Here is a 24,797-nt window from a genome sequence, read left to right as displayed (position 1 = left end):
AGGAGCCGGCTTGCCGGCGATGGGCTGCAGGGCAGCCCCTGGGCCTTAGAAACTGTACTTGGCCGTCAGCATCATGTTGCGCGGTGCGCCCCAGGTGTCGCCCGCATAGCTCACCGAGCTGGCCACTGCCGAGTAGTACTTGCGATCAAACACGTTGTTGGCGTTGAGCTGCAGGTCCAGGTTCTTGTTGACCTGGTAGCCGGCCATCAGGTCGGTGACCGCATACGAACCCTGGATCAAGCGGTACTCGCTGCCATCGGCAACCGTGAAATCGTTGTAGATGCGGCTCTGCCAGGCAATGTTGCCACCGACGCGCAACTTCTCCAGTGGGCCTTCGAAGCGGTAGGTGGTGGTCAGTTTGAACATGTGCTCCGGGGTATCGGTGTCGAAGCGCTGGTTCACGTTGCCCGGGTTGGCAGCGTCCTTGATGGTGTGGGCGCGGGCATAGGTGTAGCCGGCACCCACCTGCCAGTTACGGGTCAGTGCACCTTGCAGTTCCATGTCGATACCTTGGCTGCGCACCTCGCCGGAGGCGACGTAGCAGTTGGTAGGGTCGACACACCCGGCCAGGTCCGTCTGCGAGACGGCGCGGTTTTCCTGGTCGATACGGAACAATGCAATGCTGGCGTTCAATGCGCCGTCGAAATACTCGCCCTTCACACCGATCTCATAGTTCTTGCCGTCGATCGGCTTGACCGGGCTGCCGGAGGCATCCTTGTAGCTCTGCGGGTTGAAGATGTCGCTGTAGCTGACATACACCGAGTGGTGGTCGTCCAGGTCGTAGATCAGGCCGGCGAAGCGGGTGACATTGCGGGTGACCTTGTAGTCGGCGGTGGCGCTTTCCTTGTTGTCATAGTCGTACCAGTCCAGCCGGCCACCGAGGATGAGTTTCAGCGGGTCTGCCAGGCTCAGGCGGGTGGTCATGTACACGCCTTCCTGGGTGGTGACTTCGCGGGTGTTGCCGGTGTGCACGAAGTTCGGCTTGCCGGCATTGAGCGGCCAGTTGGTGTCGTATGGGCTGTAGTTGCGCGTGTCCATGTCGTAGATGCGCTTGCTGGCACCCACCACCAGTTCGTGGGTGCGGCCGAAGGCTTCGAATGGGCCGCTGACGAAGCCATCCACGCCGGCCTGGTTTTCCTGGTGCTTGGACTGGTAGGCGGTGCGCGACAGCGGTGCATCCAGCCCGGCCCAGCGCGACTGGTAGGAACCGGTGAAGGTGGCGTCCTGCTGGGAATAGTTGGCGTTGACCTGCAGCTTCCAGTCGTTGGCCAGGCGCTGGCGCACTTCGGCGAAGACGGTATTGATCTCCTGGTCCTTGTTCTCCCAGTCGCTGCCTGGGTTGTAAGAACGCGAGAAGCCCATGTGGTGTCCGTCCAGCGCCGTGGGCATGGCGCCCCAGAAGTAATTGGTCTTGTCCTTCTGATGAGAGAAACCGAGGGTCAGCGTGGTGTCTTCGGACAGGTCTGCCTCGGTGACGGCGTAGAACAGGCCGTGGTCTTCCTCCACATCGTCGACAAAACTGTTGGCATCACGGTAGGACGCCACCACCCGGCCACGCAGCGTGCCGCTGTCGTTGAGCGGGCTGGAGGCATCGATTTCACCGCGGTAGTTGTCCCAGCTGCCGGCGGCGCCGGTCAGGGTGACCTTCTGCTCGGCCAGCGGGCGCTTGCGCACCAGGTTGATCGCCGCCGAGGGGTTGCCGGAGCCGGTCACCAGGCCTGTCGCACCCCGCACGATCTCGACGCGGTCGAACATGGCCAGGTTGGGTTGCGCGCCGACCGTCCAGCCTTGGTAGCCACTGGGGATGCCGTCGTACATCAGGTTGTCGATGTCGAAGCCACGCGAAGAATAGGCCTGCCGACCAGGGCCATTGGAATAGTCGAGGTACAGCCCCGGCGTTGCCTTGACCACGTCGTTGATGCTGGTCATCGCCTGGTCGTCCATGCGCTGGCGGGTCATCACGGTGACCGCCTGCGGGGTTTCACGCAGGCTCAGCGGCAGCTTGGTGGCCGTTGACATGGAACCGGTGGTGTAGGATTTAGAGCCCTCGGTTGTGCTGCCCAGCTGGTTGGAGCTGATCTCGGTGGCGCCCAGTTCCAGGGTGGCTGGCTGGTCGTCTTCGGCCAGGGCCGGGGCGACGATGGCCATGCACACGGCCATGGCGAGCAGGTTGCGGGCGGGGAAGGGGCGCGTGGGCGCGAGAGACGACGGCATGAGGGGCGGGTTCCTGTGCGCTGCTAAACGTTATTGAAAGTATGTATGAGAACGATTAGCAATTAGTGTGTCAGGATTTGTCGCCCCGTGAAAGTCTGGTATGCCAGATTTTTTACGTTTTTTTCACATTCGTGGCGCGCAGTAGAGCAGCTGCCGCCAGTGGCGACCCCCTTCAGGGCGCCGAACGGGTGATCTGCTTGCCTCGCTGACCAGCGACTTCAACCGCTTGACCGTCGCGTTGCTTACCCTGACGGGCCAACCCTTCAAGCTGTGGAATCAGCATCCCCTCCGGCAAATGCCGCCAGAAGCGCCCGGGCATGTGCAGGCGCAGGGCATCCGGATTGAGGCGGGCGGGGTTGAAGGTATGTCGGTAGTAGGTACGCCATAATTCGGCACCTGGGTCATCGGCATTGCGAGCCCATTCCCGCCAATTTTGCGGACAATTGCGCTGATAATCGAAAGCCTGGCCATCGAATCGAATGCCGTCCTGCGGCGTGGCAATCAACCAGCGCTGGCGCCCCAAGCGGTCGGCGAAGTGCCCGCTGGCACTGTGCAGAATGTCATGGGCCGGCTCGTGATAAGCCACCAGGTCCAGTTGCAACTGTTCGGCAAGTGCATCCGGTAACGGCACAAACCGCACGAACGCATGCAGGTGGTGCGCTTCGCGGCTGACCTGCTTGATGCGCCGGTGCAGTTCGCTGCCCAGGCGGTCACCGGCGAGCATCGCCGTGCGGTCTCCATGGGCAACGCGCCAGAGCACTTCGTACAGCAGGTTCCAGCGCTGCTCGCCACGGTAGCGCGCGGCCTGCTCCAGCAGGCTCAACAGCGCTGCTGGCACCTTGGCACGGAAAGGGCCAGGGGCGTCAGGCAGCGCTGTCGGTACCGCCAAGAGGTCGTCGATAGGGCCCTGTACCCAGCTCACCTGAGCCGGGTCGATGCCGTGGCCAAGCAGCGTACGGGCCTGGTCACGCCAGGTGGCGAAAAGGTCGTCGCACTCGAGCGCGATCACCCCCACAACCCCATCTGCACCGGGGCTTGCGGCTCACGCAGGCGCGCCCGCAGCAGGCCGCTGCGCAGTTCCCCCTGGGCCGGGCGATAGTCGCTGGTGATGATGAACGGCCGCGCCTTGTCGAGCACGCAGCGCAGCTGGATCAGGTCATCGTAGCGCACCCGCCGTTCGCGGCGCAGCGCCACCAGCCGCTGCACGCTGCGCAGGCCGATGCCGGGGATGCGGGCTAGCAGCGCGGGTTCGGCGCGGTTCACATCCAGCGGGAACACCTCGCGGTTGGCCAGCGCCCAGGCCAGCTTCGGGTCGATGTCCAAGGCCAGGTTGCCGGCCTCGCCAAGCAGCTCGCCAGCCTGGTAGCCGTAGCCGCGCAACAGGAAGTCTGCCTGGTACAGCCGGTGCTCGCGCAGCAGCGGCGGGGCCGCCAGCGGCACGCTGCCAGGGCTGTCGGGGATCGGGCTGAAGGCCGAGTAATACACGCGCTTGAGCCCGTAGCCCCGGTACAGCGACTCGGCGTTGCGCAGCAGCGTGCTGTCGTCGGTGGCATCGGCCCCGACGATCACTTGGGTGCTCTGCCCAGCAGGGGTGAAGCGCGGCGCTTTCGGTTCACCGGCCACGGCCTGCTGGCCCTGGTGGATGACCGCCATGGCCTGGCGAATGGTGTGTGCGTGCTTTTCCGGGGCCAGGCGCTTGAGGCTGGCATCGGTGGGCAGTTCGATGTTGACGCTGAGGCGGTCGGCCAGGCGCCCGGCTTCTTCGATCAGCAGCGGGTCGGCGTCGGGAATGGTCTTGAGGTGAATATAGCCGCGGAAGTTGTGCGTCTCGCGCAGCAGGCGAGCCACACGGATTAACTGCTCCATGGTGTAGTCGGCCGAGCGGATGATGCCCGAGCTGAGGAACAGGCCACTGATGCAGTTGCGCCGGTAGAAGTCCAAGGTCAGGCGCACCACTTCCTCGGGCGTGAAGCGCGCCCGCGGCACGTTGCTGGAGCGACGATTGACGCAGTATTGGCAGTCGTACAGGCAGAAGTTGGTCAGCAGCACCTTGAGCAGCGAGACGCAACGGCCGTCAGGGGTGTAGCTGTGGCAGATGCCCATGCCATCGGTAGCGCCCAGGCCTTCACTGCCGCGCGAGCTGCGTTTCGGTGCGCCGCTGCTGGCGCAGGAGGCGTCATACTTGGCGGCGTCGGCAAGGATCCCGAGCTTGGCGATGAGTTGCATGGGGTTGTCTCGCTGTACTGATTATTCATACAGTATTTTGAGACGCCGCTGATTGCAAGAGGCGGCGATCGACGGCGCCCGAACAAGGCCCATACCCGAGCAAATCCGTCAGCTAAGCTTGTGCTGGACTTTACGAACAGCAACGCAGCGGGAGAGAACATGAACATCACGCACAAGTCGAAGCTTGCCCTGGCTGGCCTGATGCTGACTTTCGGCATGCTCAACGCCCAGGCGGCCGAGAGCAAGAAGGTCGATGTGCTGCTGGTGGGCGGGGGCATCATGAGCTCGACCCTGGCGGTCTGGCTCAACGAGCTGGAGCCAGGCTGGTCGATGCAGATGGTCGAACGGCTGGACAAGGTCGCCGAGGAAAGCTCCAACGGCTGGAACAACGCCGGTACCGGCCACTCGGCGCTGGCAGAACTCAATTACACCCCGGAAAAAGACGGCAAGATCGACATCAGCAAGGCGGTGGAGATCAACGAGTCGTTCCAGATCACCCGCCAGTTCCTCGCCTGGCAGGTCAAGCAGGGCGTGCTGAAGAACCCGCATTCCTTCATCAACACCACCCCGCACATGAGCTTCGTCTGGGGCGATGACAACATCCGTTTCCTGAAAAAACGCTACGAGGCATTGCAAGCCAGCCCGCTGTTCAAACCCATGCAGTACTCCGAGGACCACGCACAGATCACCAAATGGGTGCCGTTGATGATGGCGGGCCGCGACCCCAACCAGAAGCTGGCCGTGACCTGGACGCCGATCGGCACCGACGTCAACTTCGGCGAGATCACCCGCCAGTACGTGGGTTATCTGCAGACCCGGCCGAACTTCGACCTGAAGCTGTCCAGCGAGGTCGAAAGCATCAGCCGTAACGATGACGGCTCGTGGCATGTCGAGTACAAGAACCTGAAGGACGGCAACAAGGCCAGCACCGATGCCAAGTTCCTGTTCATCGGCGCCGGCGGCGCGGCACTGCCGTTGCTGCAGAAATCGGGCATCGATGAAGCCAAGGATTATGCTGGCTTCCCGGTGGGCGGCTCGTTCCTGGTGACCGACAACCCGGCCATCGCCCAGCAGCACATGGCCAAGGCCTACGGCATTGCCGCGTCCGGCGCGCCGCCGATGTCGGTACCGCACCTGGACACCCGCGTGCTCGACGGCAAGCGGATGATCCTGTTCGGGCCGTTTGCGACCTTCTCAACCAAATTCCTCAAGCAGGGCTCGCTGCTCGACCTGTTCGCCAGCGTGAGTGTGCACAACACCTGGCCGATGGTACGGGTGGGGTTGCGCGAGTTCGACCTGGTGCAGTACCTGATCGGCCAGGTGCTGCAATCGGATGACGATCGTTTCGAAGCCTTGCGCACTTACTTCCCGGAGGCGAAGAAGGAAGACTGGCGCCTGTGGCAGGCCGGGCAGCGGGTGCAGATCATCAAGAAGGACGACAGCCAGGGCGGTGTGCTCAAACTGGGCACTGAAGTGGTGACGTCCAAGGATGGCAGCATTGCCGGCCTGCTCGGGGCGTCGCCGGGCGCTTCGACGGCGCCGCCGATCATGCTCGACCTGATGGGCAAGGTGTTCAAGGACAAGCTGGCTTCGCCGGACTGGCAGGCCAAGATCAAACAGATCATTCCGTCTTATGGTCTGCGCCTGAATGATCATCCCGACGAGGTGCTGAAGGAGTGGGCGTATACCAATGAGGTGCTGCAACTGAACCCGGCGGGCGCGGGTATGGATGCACAGTAGCGTGGTCGCTCGTGGGCTCGCCTCGGTATTTTCATCGGTAACGTGAATCGAGCGCCGCCCGCGCGGCGCTCGAACTAAATCTAAACTTACAAACAGCCCGCCGCTGCTCTCATTGCGGCGAGCCCCCACCATTCATCCGACCACCGCTACCCCGGACCGGACATCCCTCGCTGACGGTGGCCTTCTTGCAGAGGAGGGCAGGTCATGGACGAGGCAAGGCTCCACGATTTCATGGGCAAGCTGGTCGGCGACATGGGCGCTGCGGCGACCCTGGCCAATGTGATTCTCGGCGACGAGCTGGGGTTGTACCGTGCCATGGCCGACAGCCAACCGACAACTCCCGAAGCGCTCGCGGCCAAGACCGGCTGCCACCCGCGGCTGGTGCGCGAATGGCTCAACGCCCAGGCGGCGTCGGGCTACATGGTGCATGAGCAGGGCAGTTTCGTGCTGCCCGAGGAACAGGCCATGGCATTGGCGCTGGAGGATTCACCGGCCTACATGGCCGGTGGCGCGGCGGTGGTGGCTGCGCTGTTCCACGACAAGGACAAGCTGGTGGCGGCCATGCGCGGTGACGGCGGGCTGGCCTGGGGCGACCATCACCCGTGCATGTTCAGCGGCACCGAGCGGTTCTTCCGGCCCGGTTACCGCACCTTCTTGGTGGCGGACTGGCTGCCGGCGCTTGAGGGTGTGGTCGGCAAGCTGCAGGCAGGTGCCAAGGTGGCGGATGTCGGTTGCGGGCATGGAGCTTCGACGCTGGTGATGGCCCAGGCGTTTCCGGCATCGACGTTCATCGGCTACGACTACCACGCGCCGTCAATCGCCACCGCCAGCGAGCGCGCGCGCGAGGCGGGGCTGGCGCAGCGGGTAAGCTTCCAGCAGGCTTCAGCCAAGGACTACCCAGGGCATGACCATGACCTGGTGTGCTTCTTCGATTGCCTGCATGACATGGGCGACCCGGTCGGCGCTGCCCGGCATGCCTACCAGGCGTTGAAGGCCGACGGTACGGTGATGCTGGTGGAACCCTATGCCGAAGATTCGCTGGACGGCAACCTGACGCCGGTCGGGCGCCTGTTCTATGCCGCCTCGACGTTTATTTGCACGCCGAATTCGCTGTCGCAGGAAGTGGGGCTGGGCTTGGGCGCGCAGGCCGGGGAGGCGCGCTTGCGGGCGGTGTTCGAGGAGGCGGGGTTCAGGCAGTTTCGGCGGGCGACGCAGACGCCGTTCAACCTCATTCTCGAAGCCCGGAAGTAGCCGGTTCAGGCAAAAAGAAGGGGCGCCCTAATGGCGCCCCTTCGTCTTGCTGCTTAGGCCTCAGCGTCCCATGGACGATCGCCTTTTTCATCTTTCACACGGGTCGGCAGGCCCATGACGTCCAGCGCCTTGAGGAACGGCTCGGCTGGCAGCTCCTCGACGTTGACCATGCGCTTGGCATCCCACTCGCCACGGGCGACCAGCAGGGCCGCAGCCACTGGCGGTACACCGGCGGTGTAGGAGATACCCTGGCTGTCGGTCTCGGCGTAGGCTTCTTCGTGGTCGGCCACGTTGTAGATGAACACTTCGCGCGGCTGACCATCCTTGGTGCCCTTGACCAGGTCACCGATGCAGGTCTTGCCGGTGTAGCCCGGGGCCAGCGACGCCGGGTCTGGCAGCACGGCCTTGACTACCTTCAGCGGTACCACTTCCAGGCCCTCGGCGGTCTTGACCGGCTGCTCGGAGAGCAGGCCAAGGTTTTTCAGCACGGTGAACACATTGATGTAGTGCTCGCCGAAGCTCATCCAGAAGCGCACGTTCGGTACGTTCAGGTTCTTCGAGATCGAATGGACCTCGTCGTGCCCCGTCAGGTACAGGTTTTGCGAGCCAACCACCGGCAGGTCGTCGGTACGCTTGACTTCGAACATGGTGTTGCTGGTCCACTGGCTGTTCTGCCAGCTCCAGACTTGCCCGGTGAACTCACGGAAGTTGATTTCCGGGTCGAAGTTGGTGGCGAAGTACTTGCCATGCGAACCGGCATTGACGTCGAGAATGTCGATCGAATCAATGCTGTCGAAATACTGTTGCTGCGCAAGTTTTGCGTAGCTGTTCACCACACCCGGGTCGAAACCGACGCCGAGAATGGCGGTAATGTTCTTTTCTTGGCACTCTTCGAGGTGTTTCCACTCGTAGTTGCCGTACCACGGCGGGGTCTCGCAGATCTTGCCCGGCTCTTCGTGGATGGCGGTGTCCAGGTAGGCGACACCGGTATCGATGCAGGCACGCAGCACCGACATGTTGAGGAAGGCGGAGCCCACGTTGATCACGATCTGCGATTCGGTCTCGCGGATCAGGGCCTTGGTTGTCTCGACATCGAGGGCATTGAGCGAGAAGGCCTGGATGTCGGCGGGTACCTTGAGGCTACCCTTGGCCTTGACGCTGTCGATGATGGCCTGGCATTTGGAGATGTTCCGCGACGCAATGGCAATACGACCGAGTTCGTCGTTATGCTGCGCGCACTTGTGGGCCACCACCTTGGCGACACCTCCTGCACCAATGATAAGAACGTTCTTCTTCAATTTATCCCTTGCTCCTTACTTGAAAGCCGGTCTTACGACAGGCTGGAAACGTAGTCTTCGAAACCAAACTCGCGCACCACTTCGACGCTGCCGTCGAGCTGCTTGACCGCGATGGATGGCATTTTCAGACCGTTGAACCAGTTTTTCTTGACCATCGTGTAACCCGCCGTGTCGATGAACGACAGGCGATCGCCGATAGCCAGCGGGCGGTCGAATTGATACTCGCCGAAGATGTCACCGGCCAGGCACGATTTGCCACAGACCATGTAGGTGTGCTCGCCATCGTTGGGGGCCATCTTGGCGTTGAGGCGGTAGATCAGCAGGTCGAGCAGGTGCGCTTCGATCGAGCTGTCGACCACGGCCAGGTGCTTGCCGTTGTACAGGGTGTCGAGCACTGTCACTTCCAGCGAGGCGCTGTTGGTGATGGCGGCTTCGCCCGGCTCCAGGTAGACCTGTACGCCGTATTGTTCCGAGAAGGCTTTGAGGCGCGCGCAGAACGCATCGACGGCATAGCCTTCGCCAGTGAAGTGGATGCCGCCACCCAGGCTGACCCACTCGACCTTGTGCAGCAGGTGGCCAAAGCGCTCTTCGATGTGCGTGAGCATCTTGTCGAACAGGCCGAAGTCACCGTTCTCGCAGTTGTTGTGGAACATGAAGCCGGAGATCTGCTCGATGACTTTTTCGATCTTCTCCGGGTCCCATTCGCCAAGGCGGCTGAACGGGCGGGCCGGGTCGGCCAGCAGGTAGTCGGAGCTGCTCACCTGCGGGTTGACGCGCAGGCCGCGCACCTTGCCTTCGGATTGTTCGGCGAAGCGCTGCAGCTGGCCGATCGAGTTGAAGATGATCTTGTCGCAGTTCTCGAGCATCTCCTCGACTTCGTCGTCGGCCCACGCCACGCTGTAGGCATGGGTCTCACCGGCGAACTTCTGGCGGCCAAGCTTGAGCTCGAACAGCGACGAAGAGGTGGTGCCGTCCATGTACTGCTGCATCAGGTCGAACACCGACCAGGTGGCGAAGCACTTCAGGGCGAGCAGCGCCTTGGCACCGGAGTGTTCGCGCACGTAGGCGATCTTCTCCATGTTGCTCAGCAGCTTGGTTTTATCGATGAGGTAGTACGGCGTCTTGATCATTTAAAGGCCCCCGGCCAGGCCGGCCAAAAAAAGGACACGCATTGTGCCTTCACTTGCCGCATATCGAAAGGGTGAGATATGCATTTCGTCGCGGTGTTTGCCGTTGGGCGGGAATTTATCCGTTTGCGGCGGGCTCATTGCAACAGGGCTGTGTGAACATCCTAATCACCGGCTGCGCAGAGGAAGGAGAATCCGATGAGTAGCTGTTACCGATCAGGCGCGTACAGGAGCGATGCATGAAGGTTGGCGTAATCTCCGACACCCACGGCTTGCTGCGCCCAGAGGCGGTAGAGGCGCTGCTCGGCTGCGAGTTGATTGTGCATGCGGGGGATATCGGCAAACCCGAGGTCATCGAGGTGCTCGAGGCACTGGCACCGTTGCAGATCGTGCGGGGCAACAACGATGTGAAACTGCCTTGGGCGGCGCAGTTGGCCGATGCGTTGCGCTTCGAGATGGGCGGCTGGCAGACGTTGCTGGTGCACGACATTGCCGATGTGCCGGCCGACCTGGATGAGGCGGTGCGGGTAGTGATTACCGGTCACTCGCACAAGCCGCTGATCGACTGGCGGGACGGGCGGCTCTATCTCAACCCAGGGAGTGCGGGGCCTCGGCGGTTCAAGTTGGCGGTGACGGTGGCGGTGATCGAGATCGAGGGGGAGAGGCTGGTACCGCGGATCATTCGGTTGCTGGATTGACAGTTCCGGCCTCATCGCGGGCTTGCCCGCGATGAGGCCGGGACAGGCAATATCAGTCGACCTGCTTCAACCACGCCTGGATCTGCCCCAGCGTCGCCGTCGCGCCCCCGCAAACCACGATCAGCACATTGCTGTAATCAGCCAGCTGCTGCGCGTTGTAAGCCACCGCCAGTGCCGCCCCGCAGGCCGGCTCCACCAGCACCCGATGGTCCGCCAGAAACCGCTCGCACGCCTCGAGCGCTGCGCGATCACTGACCAGAACACTCTGCACCGGGTGTTCGCGCGTGCATGCCAAGGCCTGGTCGGCAACACGCTTGGCGCCCAGCGAGGTCGCTACCGAAGCCAGGCGTTCCAGCTCCACCGGATGCCCTGCTTGCACTGCAGCATGCAGCGAGGCTGCGCCTTGGGTCTCCACCGCCAATACCGGCACATCATCCCAGCCATTGCGCTTGAGCCCTTCGACCACACCACTGAGCAGGCCGCCGCCGCCCACCGACAGCACCACCGCATCGGGCTTGTAGCCGGTAGCGGCGACTTCATCGACCAGGCTCGCATGCCCCGCCCACAGCAGCGGGTCATCGAACGGGTGGATGAAGGCATCGTGCGGCCCGACCAGGGTTTGTGCCAGCGCGTTGGCCTCCTGCCACGAACTGCCATGCACCACTACCTTGGCGTCTTCCTGGTGCAATAGTTCCTTGGCCCGCGCCGTGGTGGTTTCCGGCACCACCACGGTCACCGGCACGCCCAGTTTGCGGCCTGCGTAGGCCACCGCCAGGCCGGCGTTGCCACCCGACGAAGAAACGAAGTGGCGCGCGCCACGGGCATGGTGGACTTCGCAGGCATGGCCCACCCCGCGCAGCTTGAACGAGCCACAAGGCTGCAAGGCGTCGAGCTTGAGCCAGACGGCACAGCCGGCGGCCTGCGACAGCGGGCGGGATTCGATCAGGGGGGTGTGGATATGCAGGGTCATCGTGTCGCTCCATGCTTCAGTTAGAGCTCGATGGTAACGCGGGCGGCGAGAGGTATGTCGTTGAATGTGCGGTGAAGTTGAAATCGAGCGCCGCGCGGGCGGCGCTCGATATTCGCAACGGCGCAAATCTTCAGCGCAAAATCACCCCAAAGCAGGTGTACGCGGCGGGATCACGCGGCGCGAGCCGGTCGCCTCGAAGGCTGCGGCAAAGCGCAACAGGTTGTTGTCGCTGTAGGCGCGGCCAGCGAAGGTCAGGCCTGCGGGCATGCCGATGTCGGCCATCACACCCATTGGCACCGTCACGGTCGGCACGCCCAGGTGGCGGATGGCGAGGTTGCCGTTGGCCACCCAGATACCGTTGCTCCAGGCGATATCCGCCGACGCCGGGTTGACGTCGGCATCGGCTGGGCCCACGTCTGCCACGGTGGGGAACAGCACCGCGTCCAGGCCTTGGGCGTCCATCCAGTCTTCGAGGTCCAGCTTGCGGGTTTTTTCCAGCCCGCGCAGGCCGTCGGGCAGGGTTTCGATCTGGTCCCAGGCCTTCAGGCCGCGCTTGGCCATGTTGACGTATTCGTCCATGCCGGCGGCCAGGTCGTCCTCACGGTTGGGCAGCGTGCCGGGGTCGTGGGGGAAGATCTGCGGGCCATCGACGTCCGCCAGGCGGTTGAGCGTGGGGTCGTTGTTGGCGCGCAGGAAATCGTCGAAGCCCCAGCCGGACAGTTCCCACAGCTCGTCGTGGAGAAATTCCTTGCTGACGATGCCACGGTTGTACACGGTCGGTGCACCCGGGCGGTCACCTTCGCAGTTGGACACCAGCGGGAAGTCCACTTCCAGCACCTCGGCACCGGCTGCTTCCAGGGCCTGGCGGGCTTGCTGCCACAGCGCGATGACGGTAGCGCGGGTGTTGATGCGCTGGCCGGTCGGGCCACCGATGCCGGGCTTCTCGGAAGTGCCGGCTTCAGGGTCGGCATTGATGTACATGCGCGGCACCCCGAAACGCTTGCCCTTGAGGGCGCTGGCGTCGACGGCCAGCGCCAGGTAAGAGGCCGGGCGTACCGAGGAGGCGGGCGGGATCGGTACCCAAGGCTGCAGGCGCCACAGGTCGCCGCGCTTGTCAGTATCGTCGGCGACCACGACATCGAGAATTTCCAGCAGGTCGGCCATGGTGCGGGCATAAGGCACCACGACGTCCATGGTCGGTGTCAGCGGCCAGTTGCCGCGCACCGAGATCACCCCGCGCGATGGGGTGTAGGCGCACAGGCCGTTGTTCGATGCAGGGCCACGGCCGCTCGACCAGGTTTCCTCGGCCAGGCCGAAGGCGCTGAAGCTGGCGGCAGTGGCGGTACCGGCGCCGTTGGACGAGCCGGAGGCGAACGGTGCGGTCAGGTAGTTGGCGTTGTACGGGCTTTCGGCACGGCCGTAGACGCCACGCTGCATGCCACCGTTGGCCATGGGCGGCATGTTGGTCTTGCCCAGGCAGATGGCGCCGCCGGCACGCAGGCGCTCGACGGTGAACGCGTCGCGCTGGGCGACCAGGTGCTTGAACGCCGGGCTACCGGAGGCGGCAGTCAGGCCCTTGACCAGGTAGCTGTCCTTGGCGGTGTAAGGGATGCCGTCCAGCGGGCCGAGCAGTTCGCCACGGGCGCGGCGGGCGTCGGAGGCTTCGGCCTCCTTGAGCGCTTCTGGGTTGCGCACTACCACGGCGTTCAGGGCGGTGGCGGTGTTGGCTCCATCGTAGGCGTCGATACGCGCCAGGTAGGCCTGGACCAGCTCGACCGCCGTCGTGCGGCCCGCTTCGAGCGCGTCGCGCAGCTCGGCAATGGAAACCTCGGTTACCTCGATCATGCTTTCACCAAAAATTGTGCAGGTGGGGGCTTTTGCGAGGAGTGTACAAGAAGGGCACGGGGGAAGCAGGTTTGCGCGGGGGCAAATGGATTTTTGCAACGGGGCATTGTCGGGGCCGCACGGCGGCCCCTTTTGGTATCAGTCCAGATCGGCGGCTGAATGCCGTTCTGGCACTTGGCTGTGTTCGTCGCCCCAGGTCCGATTGACGCGTGTCCCCCGTTGCACGGCCGGCCGCTGGGCAATTTCCTCGGCCCAACGCTGCACGTGCGGGTATTCGTGCACCGCAAGAAACGCTGCGGCGTCATACAGGTTGCCGCGCACCAGCTGGCCATACCAGGGCCACACGGCGATATCGGCGATACTGTATTCGTCGCCACCGAGGTAGCGGCTTTCGGCCAGGCGGCGCTCAAGCACGTCCAGCTGACGTTTGGCCTCCATGGTGAAGCGGTTGATGGCGTATTCGATCTTTTCCGGCGCATACACATAGAAGTGGCCAAAGCCACCGCCCAGGTAGGGGGCCGAGCCCATCTGCCAGAACAGCCAGTTCAGGCTTTCGGTACGCGCGGCGGCTGCCTTGGGCAGGAACGCGCCGAACTTTTCGGCCAGGTACAGCAGGATCGAGCCCGACTCGAACACCCGCACTGGCGGCTCGACGCTGCGATCAAGCAGGGCGGGGATCTTTGAATTGGGGTTGACCCCCACGAAGCCGCTGGAAAACTGATCGCCTTCACCGATGCGGATCAGCCAGGCGTCGTACTCGGCGCCGCTGTGGCCAAGGGCAAGCAATTCTTCGAGCAGAAGGGTGACCTTCACGCCGTTGGGGGTGGCCAGGGAGTAGAGCTGCAGCGGCTGTTTGCCGACGGGCAGATCCTTGTCATGGGTAGGGCCGGCGATCGGGCGGTTGATGCTGGCGAACTGGCCGCCGGAGGCTGCGTCGTTGCGCCATACCGTTGGCGGGACGTAGGGATGCTTGCTCATGCCTGGAACTCCTTCAAGGGCGCAATGCGGTCACGTTCAGACGTTGACCTGCATCTATGCCATGGGTTCTGTGCGATGTGCAAATGCATTGGTTGCATCGAGCCTTGGCTGTTGTGGGCGCCGGTTTGCCGGCCCCCACAGCCAAGCAGCGGTAGTCAGGCCACCGGAATGGTCGGGTCTGCCGCTGCCAGGGCCGCCGCGCGGTCGTTGGCCGCCGGCGGGTAGATCCAGACCGAGTTGATCTGCGACTTCAGCGCCTTGGCCTCGGCCTTGTCAGTTGGCGGGGACACCGTGCGCTCCCAGCCCTCGGTATACACCGCGCCCCAGGCGCCAAGGTCGAGGCAGGTTACATACTTGGGTTGGCTGTAGGTCATCGGCGCCACGCCGATCAGCTCGGCCACGGCATTGTTGCCCGCATACCGGCCCAGCGGAATGGCATGCTGGCAGGACATCACCGCATAGTTGCCCGCTTCATCGCACGCCGCGTAGGCCACGTCACCGGCCGCATACACCGCATCGTTGCCTTTGACCTTGAGGTTGCCGTCCACATGCAAGCGGCCTTGGCGGTCGCGTTCGCCGTTGATCTGCCCGGTCAGCGGGTTGGCCTTGAAGCCCACGGTCCACACTACCGTGCTTGCCTCGATGCGTTGGCCGTTGTCCAGCAGCACCCCGTCGCGATCCACCGAGGCGACCGTGGCGCCGCAGATCCATTCGATGCCCAGCGCTTCGCAGGCTTTTTCGATGGCCGGGCGAATGCCGTCGCCCAGCGCGGCACCGATCTTCGCGCCGCGGTCGATCACCACCACGCGCAACTGCGCCTGTTCGCCGAGGATGGCACGCAAGCGCGCCGGCAATTCGGTCGCTGTCTCGATGCCGGTGAAGCCGCCACCGGCCACTACCACGGTATTGCGCGCAGGGGTATCCGGCTGGTTGGCCAACGACTTGAGGTGCGCTTCAAGGCGCGCGGCGCTGTCGATCTTGTCGACATCGAAGACGTGCTCGATGCCGACCATGGCTGGCCGGTTGAGCACGCTGCCGCAGGCCATGATCAGGCGGTCGTAGCCCAGGCTGCACTCGGTGCCGCTCTCGGTGCGGTAGCTCACCCGCTTATGGTCTTCATCGATATGGAACGCGGTGCCTTGCACGAAACGCACGTTCACCGCGTCGAACAGTTCCTGCAGCGGGGCGGCCATGGTGTGCACCTCGGGTTCGTAGAAGCGTGGGCGCACGTGCAGTTCAGGCTGTGGCGCCAGCAGCGTCACCTCGACATCCGTACGGCCGTGCAGGTCCAATTGGCGGACCGCGCTGAGCGCGCTCCACAGGCCGGCGAAGCCTGCGCCAATGATCAGGATATTTTTCATCGTTGTGCTCCTGGAAGGTCCGGATAGAACAAGGTAGCCCTTGTTTGCAGGCAACGATGCTACGGGCGACGAAGCAACACGCCCTAGGCCAAAGAACCCTGAATTTCGGCCAGCGGCACGCTGCGGGCGAAGCGTGCGCGGTAGTCGCGCGGGGTGACTGCCAGGTGGCGCTGGAAGGCCAGGCGCATGCGCTCTTCGCTGCCGAAGCCGCACTGCCGGGCGACCTGCTCGACCTGGCTGTTGGTGTTTTCCAGCTGGCGCCGTGCCGCTTCCAGGCGGAACACCTCGATGGCCTTGGCCGGGGTGCGGCCGGTCTTTAGCTTGTAGACCCGGGTGAAGTTGCGCAGGCTCATGTGCGCCTGTTCGGCCAGGCGCTCGACGGTCAGCAGGGGGTCGCCAAGGTGGTCGTTGAGCCACAGGTGCAGCGCTTCGAACTCAGCGCAGTCCTGGCCCTGCAGCTTGAGCAGTTCGCTGAACTGCGCCTGGCCGCCGGGGCGCTTGAGGAAAACCACCAGCTCGCGCGCCACTTGCATCGCCACTTCGCGGCCACAGTCCAGCTCGACCAGCGCCAGTGCCATGTCGATGCCGGCACTCACACCCGCAGAGGTCCACACTGTGCCCTGTTGGACGAAGATTGATTCGTGGTCCACCTGCACCGCTGGGAAGTCGCGGCGCAACACCTCGCACATGGCCCAATGGGTGGCGGCGCGGCGGCCGTCGAGCAGGCCGGCGCTGGCCAGCAGGAAGGTGCCGCTGCACACCGATGCGGTGCGCCTGGCCTGCAGGCTGGCCCGTCGCAGCCAGGCCACCAGAGGACCGTGGCCAGGGAGGGCGCGGAGGATGTCCGGGGCACCGGGCACGATCAGCGTATCGACGGCCTGGGCCATGACGTCATCCAGGCGCTCGGTGGCCACGGTCAGGCCTTCGGCGGTTGGCTGCAGGCCACCGTCGAGGCTGGCGGTGTGCAGGCGATAGCCCGGCAAGCCGCGTTCGGCCATGGCCTTGGTGGCGGCCCAGAACACGGTTTGCGCGCCGCTGAGGTCAAGCAGGCCCATGGCCGGGTAAGCGACGAAGACCACCACCCGGGGATGGTCGACGGGTAGCAGAGGCGGGTCGAGCTGGTCAGCGATGTCGGTCATGGTCACGGCCTGATCTGAAACCCGCCAACGGCTGGCAAACAATCCGCTTGTATCATACATGCCAGCCCCCGATGAGTTCATGTCGCCTGAGCGGTCAGCGTGCTTGCGGCACGATCATGCTGGTCGGTGCTTCGGCGGCGCGGTGGCGCGCCACGCAGTAGTACAGCACGCTCGGCACAACCAGGCCGATCAGCCAGGACACGTCCACGCCACCCAGGTGCGCGACCATGGGGCCGGTGTACAGCTTGGTGTCGATGAACGGCATCTGGATCAGCACGCCCACCGTGTAGACGCTGATGCCAGGCCAGTTCCAGCGGCCATAGCGGCCCTCGGGGTCGGCCAGGGCTGGGATGTCGTAGCGTTCCGTGGTGATGAAGTAGTAGTCCACCAGGTTGACCGCGCTCCAGGGCACGAAGAAGGTCAGCAGGAACAGAATGAACGACTTGAACGCACTGAGGAACGAGTGCTGGCCAAGCAAGGCCACCAGGGTAGCGGCGCCGACGATGGCAAGGACGAACACCAGGCGTTGGGTGCGGCTGATCGCCAGGTGGCCACGAAAGCCGCTGATGATGGTGGCGATGCACATGAAGCTGCCATAGGAATTAAGCGTCGAGATGGTCACCTTGCCAAAGGCAATGCAGAAGTACAGCAGCGCTGCGGTGGTGCCGGCGCCGCCAAGGCCGACGATGTAGGCCACTTCGCGCCCGGTGAACTGGCCACCGGCGATGGCTGCGGCGAACACCCCGAGGATCATCGAGGCCTGGGCGCCGATCACCGAGCCCAGGCCGGCGGCGAGGAAGGTCCTGACCGGCGAGGTGCTGCTCGGCAGGTAGCGCGAATAGTCGGCGACGTAGGGGCCGAAGGCAATCTGCCAGGACGCGGCGAGCGAGACTGCCAGCAGGAACGATGCCCAGCTGAAATGGCGGTTGTCGAGCAACTGGCCGATGTCGGCGATCATCAGGATGCGGCTGAACAGGTAAACGAAGGCAATGATGCCGAGCACGCTGGCGACCCGGCCGATCCAGTGGATGACCCGGTAGCCGGCCAGGGTGGCGAGCACTATCACTGCAGCGAAGATCAGGATGCCGGTGCTGTCGCTGACACTCAGCAACTGGCCGATCGCCTGCCCGGACAACACCGTGCCGGTGGCGGTGAACCCCATGTACATCAGGCACACCAGCACCATCGGGATGGCCGCGCCATACACACCGAACTGCACCCGGCTGGAGATCATCTGCGGTAAGCCCAGGCGCGGGCCCTGGGCGGCGTGCAGGGCCATGACCGCGCCGCCGACCACTTGCCCCAGCAGCAGGCCGATCAGCGACCAGAACACATCGCCACCCAGCACCACGGCCAGTGCACCGGTAACGATGGCGGTAATTTGCAGGTTGGCTCCAAGCCACAGGGTGAACTGGCTGTACACCCGTCCATGGCGTTCAGTTTCGGGGATGTAGTCAATCGAGCGCCGCTCGAGCACGGATTTGCTGGACATTGAGGGCTCCGCTTCATTGTTTTTGTGTCAGGGAGGAAGCCATTGGCGGGACGTGGCGCTATGGCGCTTGGCGATATGATCATGTCTATACAAGCTCGGTCAAGCGGCGCCATTTCCGCCATTACACCGGGACTGTTGCGCAAGGGTTGGTCGCAACTGTGCTGGTCCTTGCCGAAAAAATAGCCTTATGCTGTTACGAAATATGTCTAGAACGCCAGAAGAAGGAAGTTGCAATGCCGCTCAAGGACCTGCTGATCGCCCTGGTGGTGATCGTCGCCTGGGGAGTCAATTTCGTGGTCATCAAAGTGGGCCTCGATGGCCTGCCGCCGATGCTGCTGGGGGCATTGCGCTTTCTGCTGGTGGCTTTTCCGGCGATCCTTCTGGTCAAGCGGCCGAAGCTGCCTTGGAGCTGGCTGATTGCATACGGTGCGACCATCTCTTTGGGCCAGTTCGCCTTTCTGTTCCAGGCCATGTACAGCGGCATGCCGCCGGGGCTGGCTTCGCTGGTGCTGCAGTCTCAGGCCTTCTTCACCCTGGGCTTCGCCGCGCTGTTTCTAGGTGAACGCTTGCGCATGGCGAGCGTGCTGGGGCTGCTGGTGGCGGCCAGTGGCCTGGCGCTGATCGGCAGCGAAGACAGCGGGCATGTACCACTGGTGGCGCTAATGCTCACCTTGTGCGCGGGTGCCATGTGGGGCATGGGCAACATCATCACGCGCCGTTTCGGCTCGGTGGACCTGGTGGCGCTGGTGATCTGGGGCGGGTTGATTCCGCCGCTGCCGTTCCTGGCCTTGTCGTGGTGGCTGGAAGGGCCGGAGCGTATTGGCCATGCCCTGGCCAATATCTCCTGGAGTTCGGTATTGGCGCTTATTTACCTGGCGTTCGTCGCCACCATGCTGGGCTACAGCCTGTGGAGCAAGCTGCTGTCGCGCCACCCGGCGGGCAAGGTGGCACCGTTCTCTTTATTGGTGCCGGTGATTGGCTTGAGTGCTTCGGCCTGGTTGCTGGGCGAGCGGCTGACTGCGGTGCAGGGGTGGGGCGCGTTGCTGGTCATGCTCGGGTTGCTGGTCAATGTGTTCGGGCCGAAGCTGGGGCAGCGGCTGCGGGCGGCGAGCGCAAGTTGATCGACGCTTTTGTTAGACTTGGCCTCTTTTGCCAAGCCAACGGAGCTTCCCGATGATCATCACCACCACCAGCCAGCTCGAAGGCCGCCCGATTGCCGAATACCTGGGCGTGGTCAGCTCCGAATCGGTGCAGGGCATCAACTTCGTGCGTGATTTTTTTGCACGCTTTCGCGACTTCTTCGGCGGCCGCTCACAGACCTTGGAAAGCGCGTTGCGCCAGGCCCGTGAGCAGGCCACGGAAGAATTGCAGGCACGGGCGCGAAAGTTGCAGGCCGATGCCGTTGTGGGTGTCGATTTCGAAATTAGCATGCCCTCGGTGAACGGCGGCATGGTCGTGGTGTTCGCCACGGGCACGGCTGTGCGCCTGAAATAAGGCGAAGTGCCACTGGTCGGTTCTGGTGCTTTTGGCCGGGCAGTCCGCATATGACCGGCTAGTCTCACTTTCACAGGTCGCGTTTTTCCAGGCAAAACCTCTGCTTGCCGGCGCGGTCGCCACTGAAGGGAGAACAGGGCATGAGTGAGTCCTTTTTCGAAGACATGAACGATGCGTTCCCGATCAACAGCCAGGTGCGTTGTGGTCAGGCGGCCTTCCGCCTGGGCTTCGCACACATGACCCTGGACGATTCGGAACAGCTGCAGCCGGCACATCTGCAGCGCAGCAAAAAGGGCCGCTTCACGCCGCGGGTGCCACCGAAAAAGTGATCCCGTTCACACAACCCCGCCCAGTGGCGGGGTTTTTGTTGGCTTGGGTTGATCCTGCTCATGGCATCGATGGGTAGCACTCGCCGAATCGATGCCGCTGTGGTTTTCTGGTGCGGTATATCAGGAAAAGAGGATTGTTTTTCCATGCGAGTCAGGGAAGAGACCTATTGGCAGTGGGCCGATGCGCAACTGCACAGCCGCAGCCACGACGAAGCACTGAGTGACGGCACCACCCTCGATGTACAAGTGCGCCTGTCGCGGCTCGGCGCCACGCAATTGTTCCTCGGGGTGTATGGCCAGGACGGCAGGGCGTTGCTTGAGGAGTATTATCCGGCGCGCCCTGGCGAAACCATGACCCGCGCGCTGGTGTGGGGTGTCGACCGCGCCAGGGCGCTGGCGACGGGGGCGCTGGCGTTGCCGCAATGCCAGCGTCGGCAGGCATGAAAAAGCCCGGCCTATGCGGGCCGGGCTCAGGAAGTGGTGTGGCTGCTCAATGACGCATCAGTTGAGCGGCTCGATCACCTTGACTGCCTGCCGCTCACGGGCGGCGGGCCATTCTTGTTGCAGGGTCTGCAGCACGCGGCCGACGAACTCGGTGTCGGCGGCGGCTTTCTTGCCGACGTAGCCCTGGCCACGGCGGTAGACCTTGAAGCGGGCGCGCATGCTCGGCAGGTGCGCTTCGAATTCATCTTCGACCGTGTTCGGCGGCAGGCGGTCCAGGCGCACCTCGCCGGTCTGGTTGACCCACAGCAGGTGGTCGTCAAGGCTGTCCTTGCGTGCGGCGAACAGCTGAGCCAGTTGGTCGATGGTCGGATTGTTGTTCAAGTTCATCATAAAGCCCCCATTACCCATTTTTTTGTTGGTGATTTTCACAGTTGGCGCTACAGCATGTAGCGCGCTACCAAGGCTGCTACAGCAGCATCGCAACAGGGGCTTTCTCACGCTGCCTTTTGGACAGTTCCCTCTCCACGGACGGCCTGCGTTACCGCGCAAGCCGTCTGGAACACCCTTGCCACCGCTCCCGATCAGGGAGACGGCTTCATCATGCCCAAGGGCGATCAGCGGCGTCAATCGTTTTGTAGTGAATATTTTTTGTCACTACATCTTGTCGGACAATCCAGCTTGCAGTGTGTTTCAGTGGTCGATAAGGGACAGGATCTGGTAGGCGGCCCGCACACGTTCTTCGTTGGGATAATTGCGGTTGGCGAGCAGAACGATGGCCCTGCCTTCGGACGGAATGAACGCGGCATAGGCCCCGAAACCACCGGTGGAGCCGGTCTTGTTGTACCAGGCTGCCGGCAAGGTGGGCAGGGTTGGATTCAGGCGTTGGGTAGGCTGAGGCTCACGGATGAGCCGTGGGCTGTTGCCATCGACCAGCGTGTCGAGCGTGGCGGGGTAGGGGTAGCGTTCCCAACCCAGGCCTTGGGTCATTGCACCGACCTGGAAGTAGCCTGCCTGGGTAATGGCGGCCGCTTTGCGCAAGGCGGGGGGCAACTCGGCCGGCTGCATGTGCAGGCGCACGTAGCGCAGCAGGTCGCTGGCACTGGTCTTGATGCCGTAGGCCTCATCGGCGTACGGCCCGGGGTTGACACGGGCCGGGCGGTCTTGCGCATCGTAACCCTGAGCGTAGAGGCCTTGGGCGCTTGCCGGGACCTGCAGGTAGGTATGCGTGAGGCCCATCTGCGGCAACACGTCCTGGGTCATCAGCTCGGCAAACGGCCGCTGCTGCGCGCGTGCAGCCAGGTCGCCAAAAAGCCCAAGGCTGGCGTTCGAATAACAGCGTTGGGTGCCGTGCTCGGCGCGTGTCTGCCACGTGCGGAAAAACGCCAGGGTCTGCTCGGCGGTCTGTACCGCGTCGGGGAGCTGCAACGGCAGGCAATCGGCGCTGTAGGCGCCAAGTTCGAGCACGCTGGCCTTGCCCAGCGGTGTGCCAGCCAGGGCAGGCTGGTAGCGCTGAGCCGGCGCGTCGAGGTCGAGCTTGCCCTGGGCGCTGGCCAAGGCGGCGAGGGTGGCAGTGTAGGTCTTGCTCAGTGAGCCGATCTCGAACAGCGTGTCGGCGGTAACGGGTTGCCCGTTCGCCTTGTTGGCCACGCCATAGCTGAAGTAGTGAGTCTGGCCATTAGCGTACAGGGCCACGGCCATGCCGGCGATGCCCTGCTCCTGCATCAGCGGGCGGATGATGGTGTCGACCCGCGCTTGCAGAGGGTCGGCGGCGTGCGCACCGAGGGTTGCCAAGGCCAGGGCCGTGGCGACAGTGAATGGCGCAAGATGAACGAGGGGCATGCAGGCGTCCTTTTCAGGTATGTGTCCGTTGAGCGACACCGGTGGGGGTTCCGGCGTTAGCAGGAAAGAGCTTCAGACCTTATCGTCTGCCCTTGCTCAACAACAAGATGGAAACGGTTATGAAATATTTGCGCATGTTGTTCGACAACTTCACTCTGGCGTTGCTCGGGGTGGTGTTGATCGCCACCGTGCTGCCCTGCTCGGGCGACGGCGCGGTGTATTTCGGCTGGCTGACCAACCTGGCCATCGGCCTGCTGTTCTTCCTGCACGGTGCCAAACTGTCGCGCGAGGCGATTATCGCCGGTGCCGGGCACTGGCGCCTGCACCTGTTGGTGTTCTCCTGCACCTTCGTGCTGTTCCCGTTGCTGGGCCTGGCATTCAAGCCGCTGTTCGTGCCGCTGGTGGGCAACGAGCTGTACCTCGGCGTGTTGTACCTGTGCGCCTTGCCCGCCACCGTCCAGTCGGCGATTGCCTTCACCTCACTGGCCCGTGGCAACGTGCCGGCAGCCATTTGCAGCGCTGCGGCCTCCAGCCTGATCGGTATCTTCCTGACCCCGCTGCTGGTGATGATGTTGCTGGGCGCCAGTGGCGACACCGGCTCTGGCCTGGATGCGGTGCTGAAGATCACCCTGCAGCTGCTGGTGCCCTTCGTCGCCGGGCAGGTCGCGCGGCGCTGGATCGGAGCCTGGGTCAAGCGCAATGCGCGCTGGCTCAAGGTGGTGGACCAAGGTTCGATCCTGCTGGTGGTCTACACCGCGTTCAGCGAGGCGGTGGTCACCGGCTTGTGGCATACGGTATCGCCACAGCATCTGGCGGGCCTGTTCGCCGTCTGCGGCATTCTGCTGGCCGTGGTGCTGTTCGGTACGCGCCTGTTGGGCAAGGTGCTCGGCTTCAGCCTGGAAGACCGCATCACCATCCTGTTTGCCGGTTCCAAGAAGAGCCTGGCGACCGGCGTGCCGATGGCGCAGGTGCTATTCGTGGGCAGTGGCATCGGCGCGATGATCTTGCCGTTGATGCTGTTCCATCAGATCCAGCTGATGGTGTGTGCGGTGCTGGCACAGCGGTACGCCAGCCGGGTGGAGGAAGGTGAAGCTTCTACGGTTTCCTCCTGAGCCTTTTGAGCTGTTTGCACCGGCTTTTTTGCGGGTAAGCCTGTGAAGAGGCCGGTGCGGGCTACCGAGCCTGCCCTGAACTGCGCTCGCGCAGGGCCTTGCCCACCTCGGCTTCGATCGTGTAAGCCGGCCCCTCCAGCGCCTCATGGTTGCGCGTATAGCGCCGGGCGAACTCCTCCACCCCCAGCGCCTGATACTGCTGCACATGCTTGAGCTCGTGCGCCCACAGCGCCACGTTGTCTTCGGCATCGCTGGCATGGCGGAAGATGATCGTGTCGATCAGCGTTACCGCGTTCACATCCGGGTTCTGCAGCATGGCGTTGGCAGCGCTGATCTGCTGTTCGTCGCCCACCCGGTACCGCGCGGCATCGAGCACGGCAAAGTCATACCACGGTTCGAGTTGGGCGCGGATGTGCAGCGGGATCGGCTCGCTGCCGCTAGCGGTTGCCTCGTCGCGAGCCTGGCGCAGGGCGAACGCCAGGCTGCTGGAGGCCATCACCTCGACGTCCTTGAGCACCTGGCCGGCCTGCCCCGGGTCGATGGGAGCGCAGAAGCAACCCATCAGGCAGACCTGGAATTGCCCCGGGGGGCAAGCCTGTTCAGCGAATGTCGTCGTACTCAGCAACAACCCACACAACAGGCTAGCGGCTCTCATTCAAGGCCCTGTCGACGACGCTGCGGCTGGCTTCAAGTACCTGGGTCTGAACCGCCTCGCTGGCCAGCATGCGCCCCACCACCAGTGCCCCGACGCACTGGCTGATCAACGCCCAGGCCAGTGTTTCATCCTCCAGCGTCTGGCTCCAGGCGTCATGCAGGGCCACCAGCCAATGCTCGGCTTCTTCGCGCACCGGTCGTTCGGCCCGAGCAATCTCTACGCCCAACGGCGGCAGCGGGCAGCCGCCCTCGGCGTTGTGCAGGTGTGCCAGGCTCAGGTACTGCTGCAGGCAACGCGCCAGGCGTTCGCGGTTGGCGCCTTCGTTGGCCAGGCGCGACAGCGGGCTGTTGCAGAGTTCCTGGCGGACCACTTCGGTAAACAGGTCATCCTTGGACGGGAAGTGGTTGTAGAACGCGCCGCCGGTCAGGCCGATGGCCTTCATCAGCCCGGCGACGCCGGTGCTGGCAAAGCCGCCGCGCTTGGCCAGTGCGCCGCTGCTGGCTAGCAGCTTGTCACGGGTCTGTTGCTTGTGGTCAGTGGAGTAGCGCACCGGGAACCTCTTTGCGCGGGCTTGACGATGGCAGT

At 63.7% G+C, this 24,797-nt stretch carries 23 protein-coding genes; 8 read left to right on the top strand and 15 right to left on the bottom strand.

Features of this window, described 5'->3' with window-relative positions; genetic code table 11:
- Positions 1-45 precede the first annotated feature (45 nt).
- The 3 genes from ACIPIJ_RS13250 to ACIPIJ_RS13240 form a co-directional block, all read right to left on the bottom strand.
- The gene (locus tag ACIPIJ_RS13250; RefSeq protein ID WP_401077570.1) at positions 46-2,160 is read right to left on the bottom strand and encodes a TonB-dependent siderophore receptor; all 2,115 of its coding nucleotides are present in this window, start codon (positions 2,158-2,160) and stop codon (positions 46-48) included.
- Positions 2,161-2,386: 226 nt separating this feature from the next.
- Positions 2,387-3,229: a TIGR03915 family putative DNA repair protein gene (locus ACIPIJ_RS13245; protein ID WP_401077151.1), complete on the bottom strand. Its 843-nt coding sequence runs from the start codon at positions 3,227-3,229 to the stop codon at positions 2,387-2,389.
- Positions 3,220-4,440 carry a putative DNA modification/repair radical SAM protein gene (locus ACIPIJ_RS13240; RefSeq protein WP_401077149.1) on the bottom strand — a complete coding sequence of 407 codons (1,221 nt, stop codon included), beginning with the start codon at positions 4,438-4,440 and terminating at the stop codon, positions 3,220-3,222. The genes ACIPIJ_RS13245 and ACIPIJ_RS13240 overlap by 10 nt, the downstream gene beginning before the upstream one ends.
- Positions 4,441-4,599: 159 nt before the next feature.
- Here ACIPIJ_RS13240 and mqo point away from each other — a divergent pair, with 159 nt between their 5' ends.
- A complete protein-coding gene (mqo, locus tag ACIPIJ_RS13235; RefSeq protein WP_401077147.1) occupies positions 4,600-6,180 on the top strand; it encodes a malate dehydrogenase (quinone) in 1,581 nt (526 codons plus the stop codon).
- A gap of 204 nt (positions 6,181-6,384) precedes the next feature.
- A complete protein-coding gene (locus ACIPIJ_RS13230; protein WP_401077145.1) occupies positions 6,385-7,431 on the top strand; it encodes a class I SAM-dependent methyltransferase in 1,047 nt (348 codons plus the stop codon).
- Between the two features lie 53 nt (positions 7,432-7,484).
- Here ACIPIJ_RS13230 and ACIPIJ_RS13225 read toward each other — a convergent pair whose 3' ends face one another.
- A complete protein-coding gene (locus ACIPIJ_RS13225) occupies positions 7,485-8,729 on the bottom strand; it encodes a saccharopine dehydrogenase family protein (protein ID WP_401077144.1) in 1,245 nt (414 codons plus the stop codon).
- Between the two features lie 32 nt (positions 8,730-8,761).
- Complete coding sequence (gene nspC, locus ACIPIJ_RS13220) at positions 8,762-9,859, bottom strand: carboxynorspermidine decarboxylase (RefSeq protein WP_401077142.1); 1,098 nt, start codon at positions 9,857-9,859, stop codon at positions 8,762-8,764.
- A 236-nt stretch (positions 9,860-10,095) separates the two neighbouring features.
- On the opposite strand from nspC, the gene ACIPIJ_RS13215 reads away from it, so the two are divergent.
- Positions 10,096-10,554 (top strand): metallophosphoesterase family protein, encoded by a 459-nt coding sequence (locus ACIPIJ_RS13215; protein WP_401077140.1) that lies wholly within the window; start codon positions 10,096-10,098, stop codon positions 10,552-10,554.
- A 52-nt stretch (positions 10,555-10,606) separates the two neighbouring features.
- Here the strand turns inward: ACIPIJ_RS13215 and ACIPIJ_RS13210 are convergent, their stop codons facing one another.
- From ACIPIJ_RS13210 to ACIPIJ_RS13185, 6 genes are all read right to left on the bottom strand, one after another.
- Entirely contained in the window at positions 10,607-11,524 is a 918-nt protein-coding gene (locus tag ACIPIJ_RS13210; RefSeq protein ID WP_401077138.1) for a pyridoxal-phosphate dependent enzyme, read from the bottom strand.
- A gap of 141 nt (positions 11,525-11,665) precedes the next feature.
- On the bottom strand, positions 11,666-13,369 hold the full coding sequence (locus ACIPIJ_RS13205) for an amidase (RefSeq protein WP_401077136.1): 1,704 nt from the start codon (positions 13,367-13,369) through the stop codon (positions 11,666-11,668).
- 138 nt (positions 13,370-13,507) lie between these two features.
- The gene (gene yghU / locus ACIPIJ_RS13200) at positions 13,508-14,347 is read right to left on the bottom strand and encodes a glutathione-dependent disulfide-bond oxidoreductase (protein ID WP_401077134.1); all 840 of its coding nucleotides are present in this window, start codon (positions 14,345-14,347) and stop codon (positions 13,508-13,510) included.
- Positions 14,348-14,502: 155 nt separating this feature from the next.
- The gene (locus tag ACIPIJ_RS13195; RefSeq protein WP_401077132.1) at positions 14,503-15,708 is read right to left on the bottom strand and encodes an NAD(P)/FAD-dependent oxidoreductase; all 1,206 of its coding nucleotides are present in this window, start codon (positions 15,706-15,708) and stop codon (positions 14,503-14,505) included.
- An 83-nt stretch (positions 15,709-15,791) separates the two neighbouring features.
- Complete coding sequence (locus ACIPIJ_RS13190) at positions 15,792-16,847, bottom strand: GlxA family transcriptional regulator (RefSeq protein ID WP_401077130.1); 1,056 nt, start codon at positions 16,845-16,847, stop codon at positions 15,792-15,794.
- A gap of 94 nt (positions 16,848-16,941) precedes the next feature.
- Complete coding sequence (locus ACIPIJ_RS13185; protein WP_401077129.1) at positions 16,942-18,339, bottom strand: purine-cytosine permease family protein; 1,398 nt, start codon at positions 18,337-18,339, stop codon at positions 16,942-16,944.
- A 233-nt stretch (positions 18,340-18,572) separates the two neighbouring features.
- Between ACIPIJ_RS13185 and ACIPIJ_RS13180 the strand changes: the two genes are divergently transcribed.
- The 4 genes from ACIPIJ_RS13180 (at position 18,573) to ACIPIJ_RS13165 (ending at position 20,606) form a co-directional block, all read left to right on the top strand.
- A complete protein-coding gene (locus ACIPIJ_RS13180) occupies positions 18,573-19,460 on the top strand; it encodes an EamA family transporter (RefSeq protein ID WP_401077127.1) in 888 nt (295 codons plus the stop codon).
- A 52-nt stretch (positions 19,461-19,512) separates the two neighbouring features.
- Positions 19,513-19,833, top strand: a complete 321-nt coding sequence (locus tag ACIPIJ_RS13175; protein ID WP_401077125.1) for a YbjQ family protein — start codon at positions 19,513-19,515, stop codon at positions 19,831-19,833.
- A 140-nt stretch (positions 19,834-19,973) separates the two neighbouring features.
- On the top strand, positions 19,974-20,162 hold the full coding sequence (locus tag ACIPIJ_RS13170) for a hypothetical protein (protein ID WP_401077123.1): 189 nt from the start codon (positions 19,974-19,976) through the stop codon (positions 20,160-20,162).
- Positions 20,163-20,306: 144 nt separating this feature from the next.
- A complete protein-coding gene (locus tag ACIPIJ_RS13165; protein ID WP_401077122.1) occupies positions 20,307-20,606 on the top strand; it encodes a hypothetical protein in 300 nt (99 codons plus the stop codon).
- A 57-nt stretch (positions 20,607-20,663) separates the two neighbouring features.
- On the opposite strand, the gene ACIPIJ_RS13160 is transcribed toward ACIPIJ_RS13165, so the two are convergent.
- Both ACIPIJ_RS13160 and ampC read right to left on the bottom strand, forming a co-directional pair.
- Positions 20,664-20,996 (bottom strand): hypothetical protein, encoded by a 333-nt coding sequence (locus tag ACIPIJ_RS13160; protein WP_400803356.1) that lies wholly within the window; start codon positions 20,994-20,996, stop codon positions 20,664-20,666.
- 300 nt (positions 20,997-21,296) lie between these two features.
- Positions 21,297-22,445, bottom strand: a complete 1,149-nt coding sequence (gene ampC / locus ACIPIJ_RS13155) for a class C beta-lactamase (RefSeq protein ID WP_401077120.1) — start codon at positions 22,443-22,445, stop codon at positions 21,297-21,299.
- Between the two features lie 119 nt (positions 22,446-22,564).
- On the opposite strand from ampC, the gene ACIPIJ_RS13150 reads away from it, so the two are divergent.
- On the top strand, positions 22,565-23,557 hold the full coding sequence (locus tag ACIPIJ_RS13150; protein WP_401077118.1) for a bile acid:sodium symporter family protein: 993 nt from the start codon (positions 22,565-22,567) through the stop codon (positions 23,555-23,557).
- Between the two features lie 61 nt (positions 23,558-23,618).
- Here the strand turns inward: ACIPIJ_RS13150 and ACIPIJ_RS13145 are convergent, their stop codons facing one another.
- On the bottom strand, positions 23,619-24,212 hold the full coding sequence (locus ACIPIJ_RS13145; RefSeq protein WP_401077117.1) for a DUF4157 domain-containing protein: 594 nt from the start codon (positions 24,210-24,212) through the stop codon (positions 23,619-23,621).
- A complete protein-coding gene (locus ACIPIJ_RS13140) occupies positions 24,199-24,762 on the bottom strand; it encodes a TetR/AcrR family transcriptional regulator (RefSeq protein ID WP_401077115.1) in 564 nt (187 codons plus the stop codon). Before ACIPIJ_RS13140 ends, ACIPIJ_RS13145 begins: the two co-directional genes overlap by 14 nt.
- Positions 24,763-24,797: the final 35 nt, after the last annotated feature.

This window comes from Pseudomonas sp. NPDC087185 (genome assembly GCF_044744955.1).
Taxonomy (GTDB): Bacteria; Pseudomonadota; Gammaproteobacteria; order Pseudomonadales; family Pseudomonadaceae; genus Aquipseudomonas.
The sequence above is the reverse complement of the archived record's forward strand: the minus strand, read 5'-3'. Positions and strand labels throughout refer to the sequence as shown.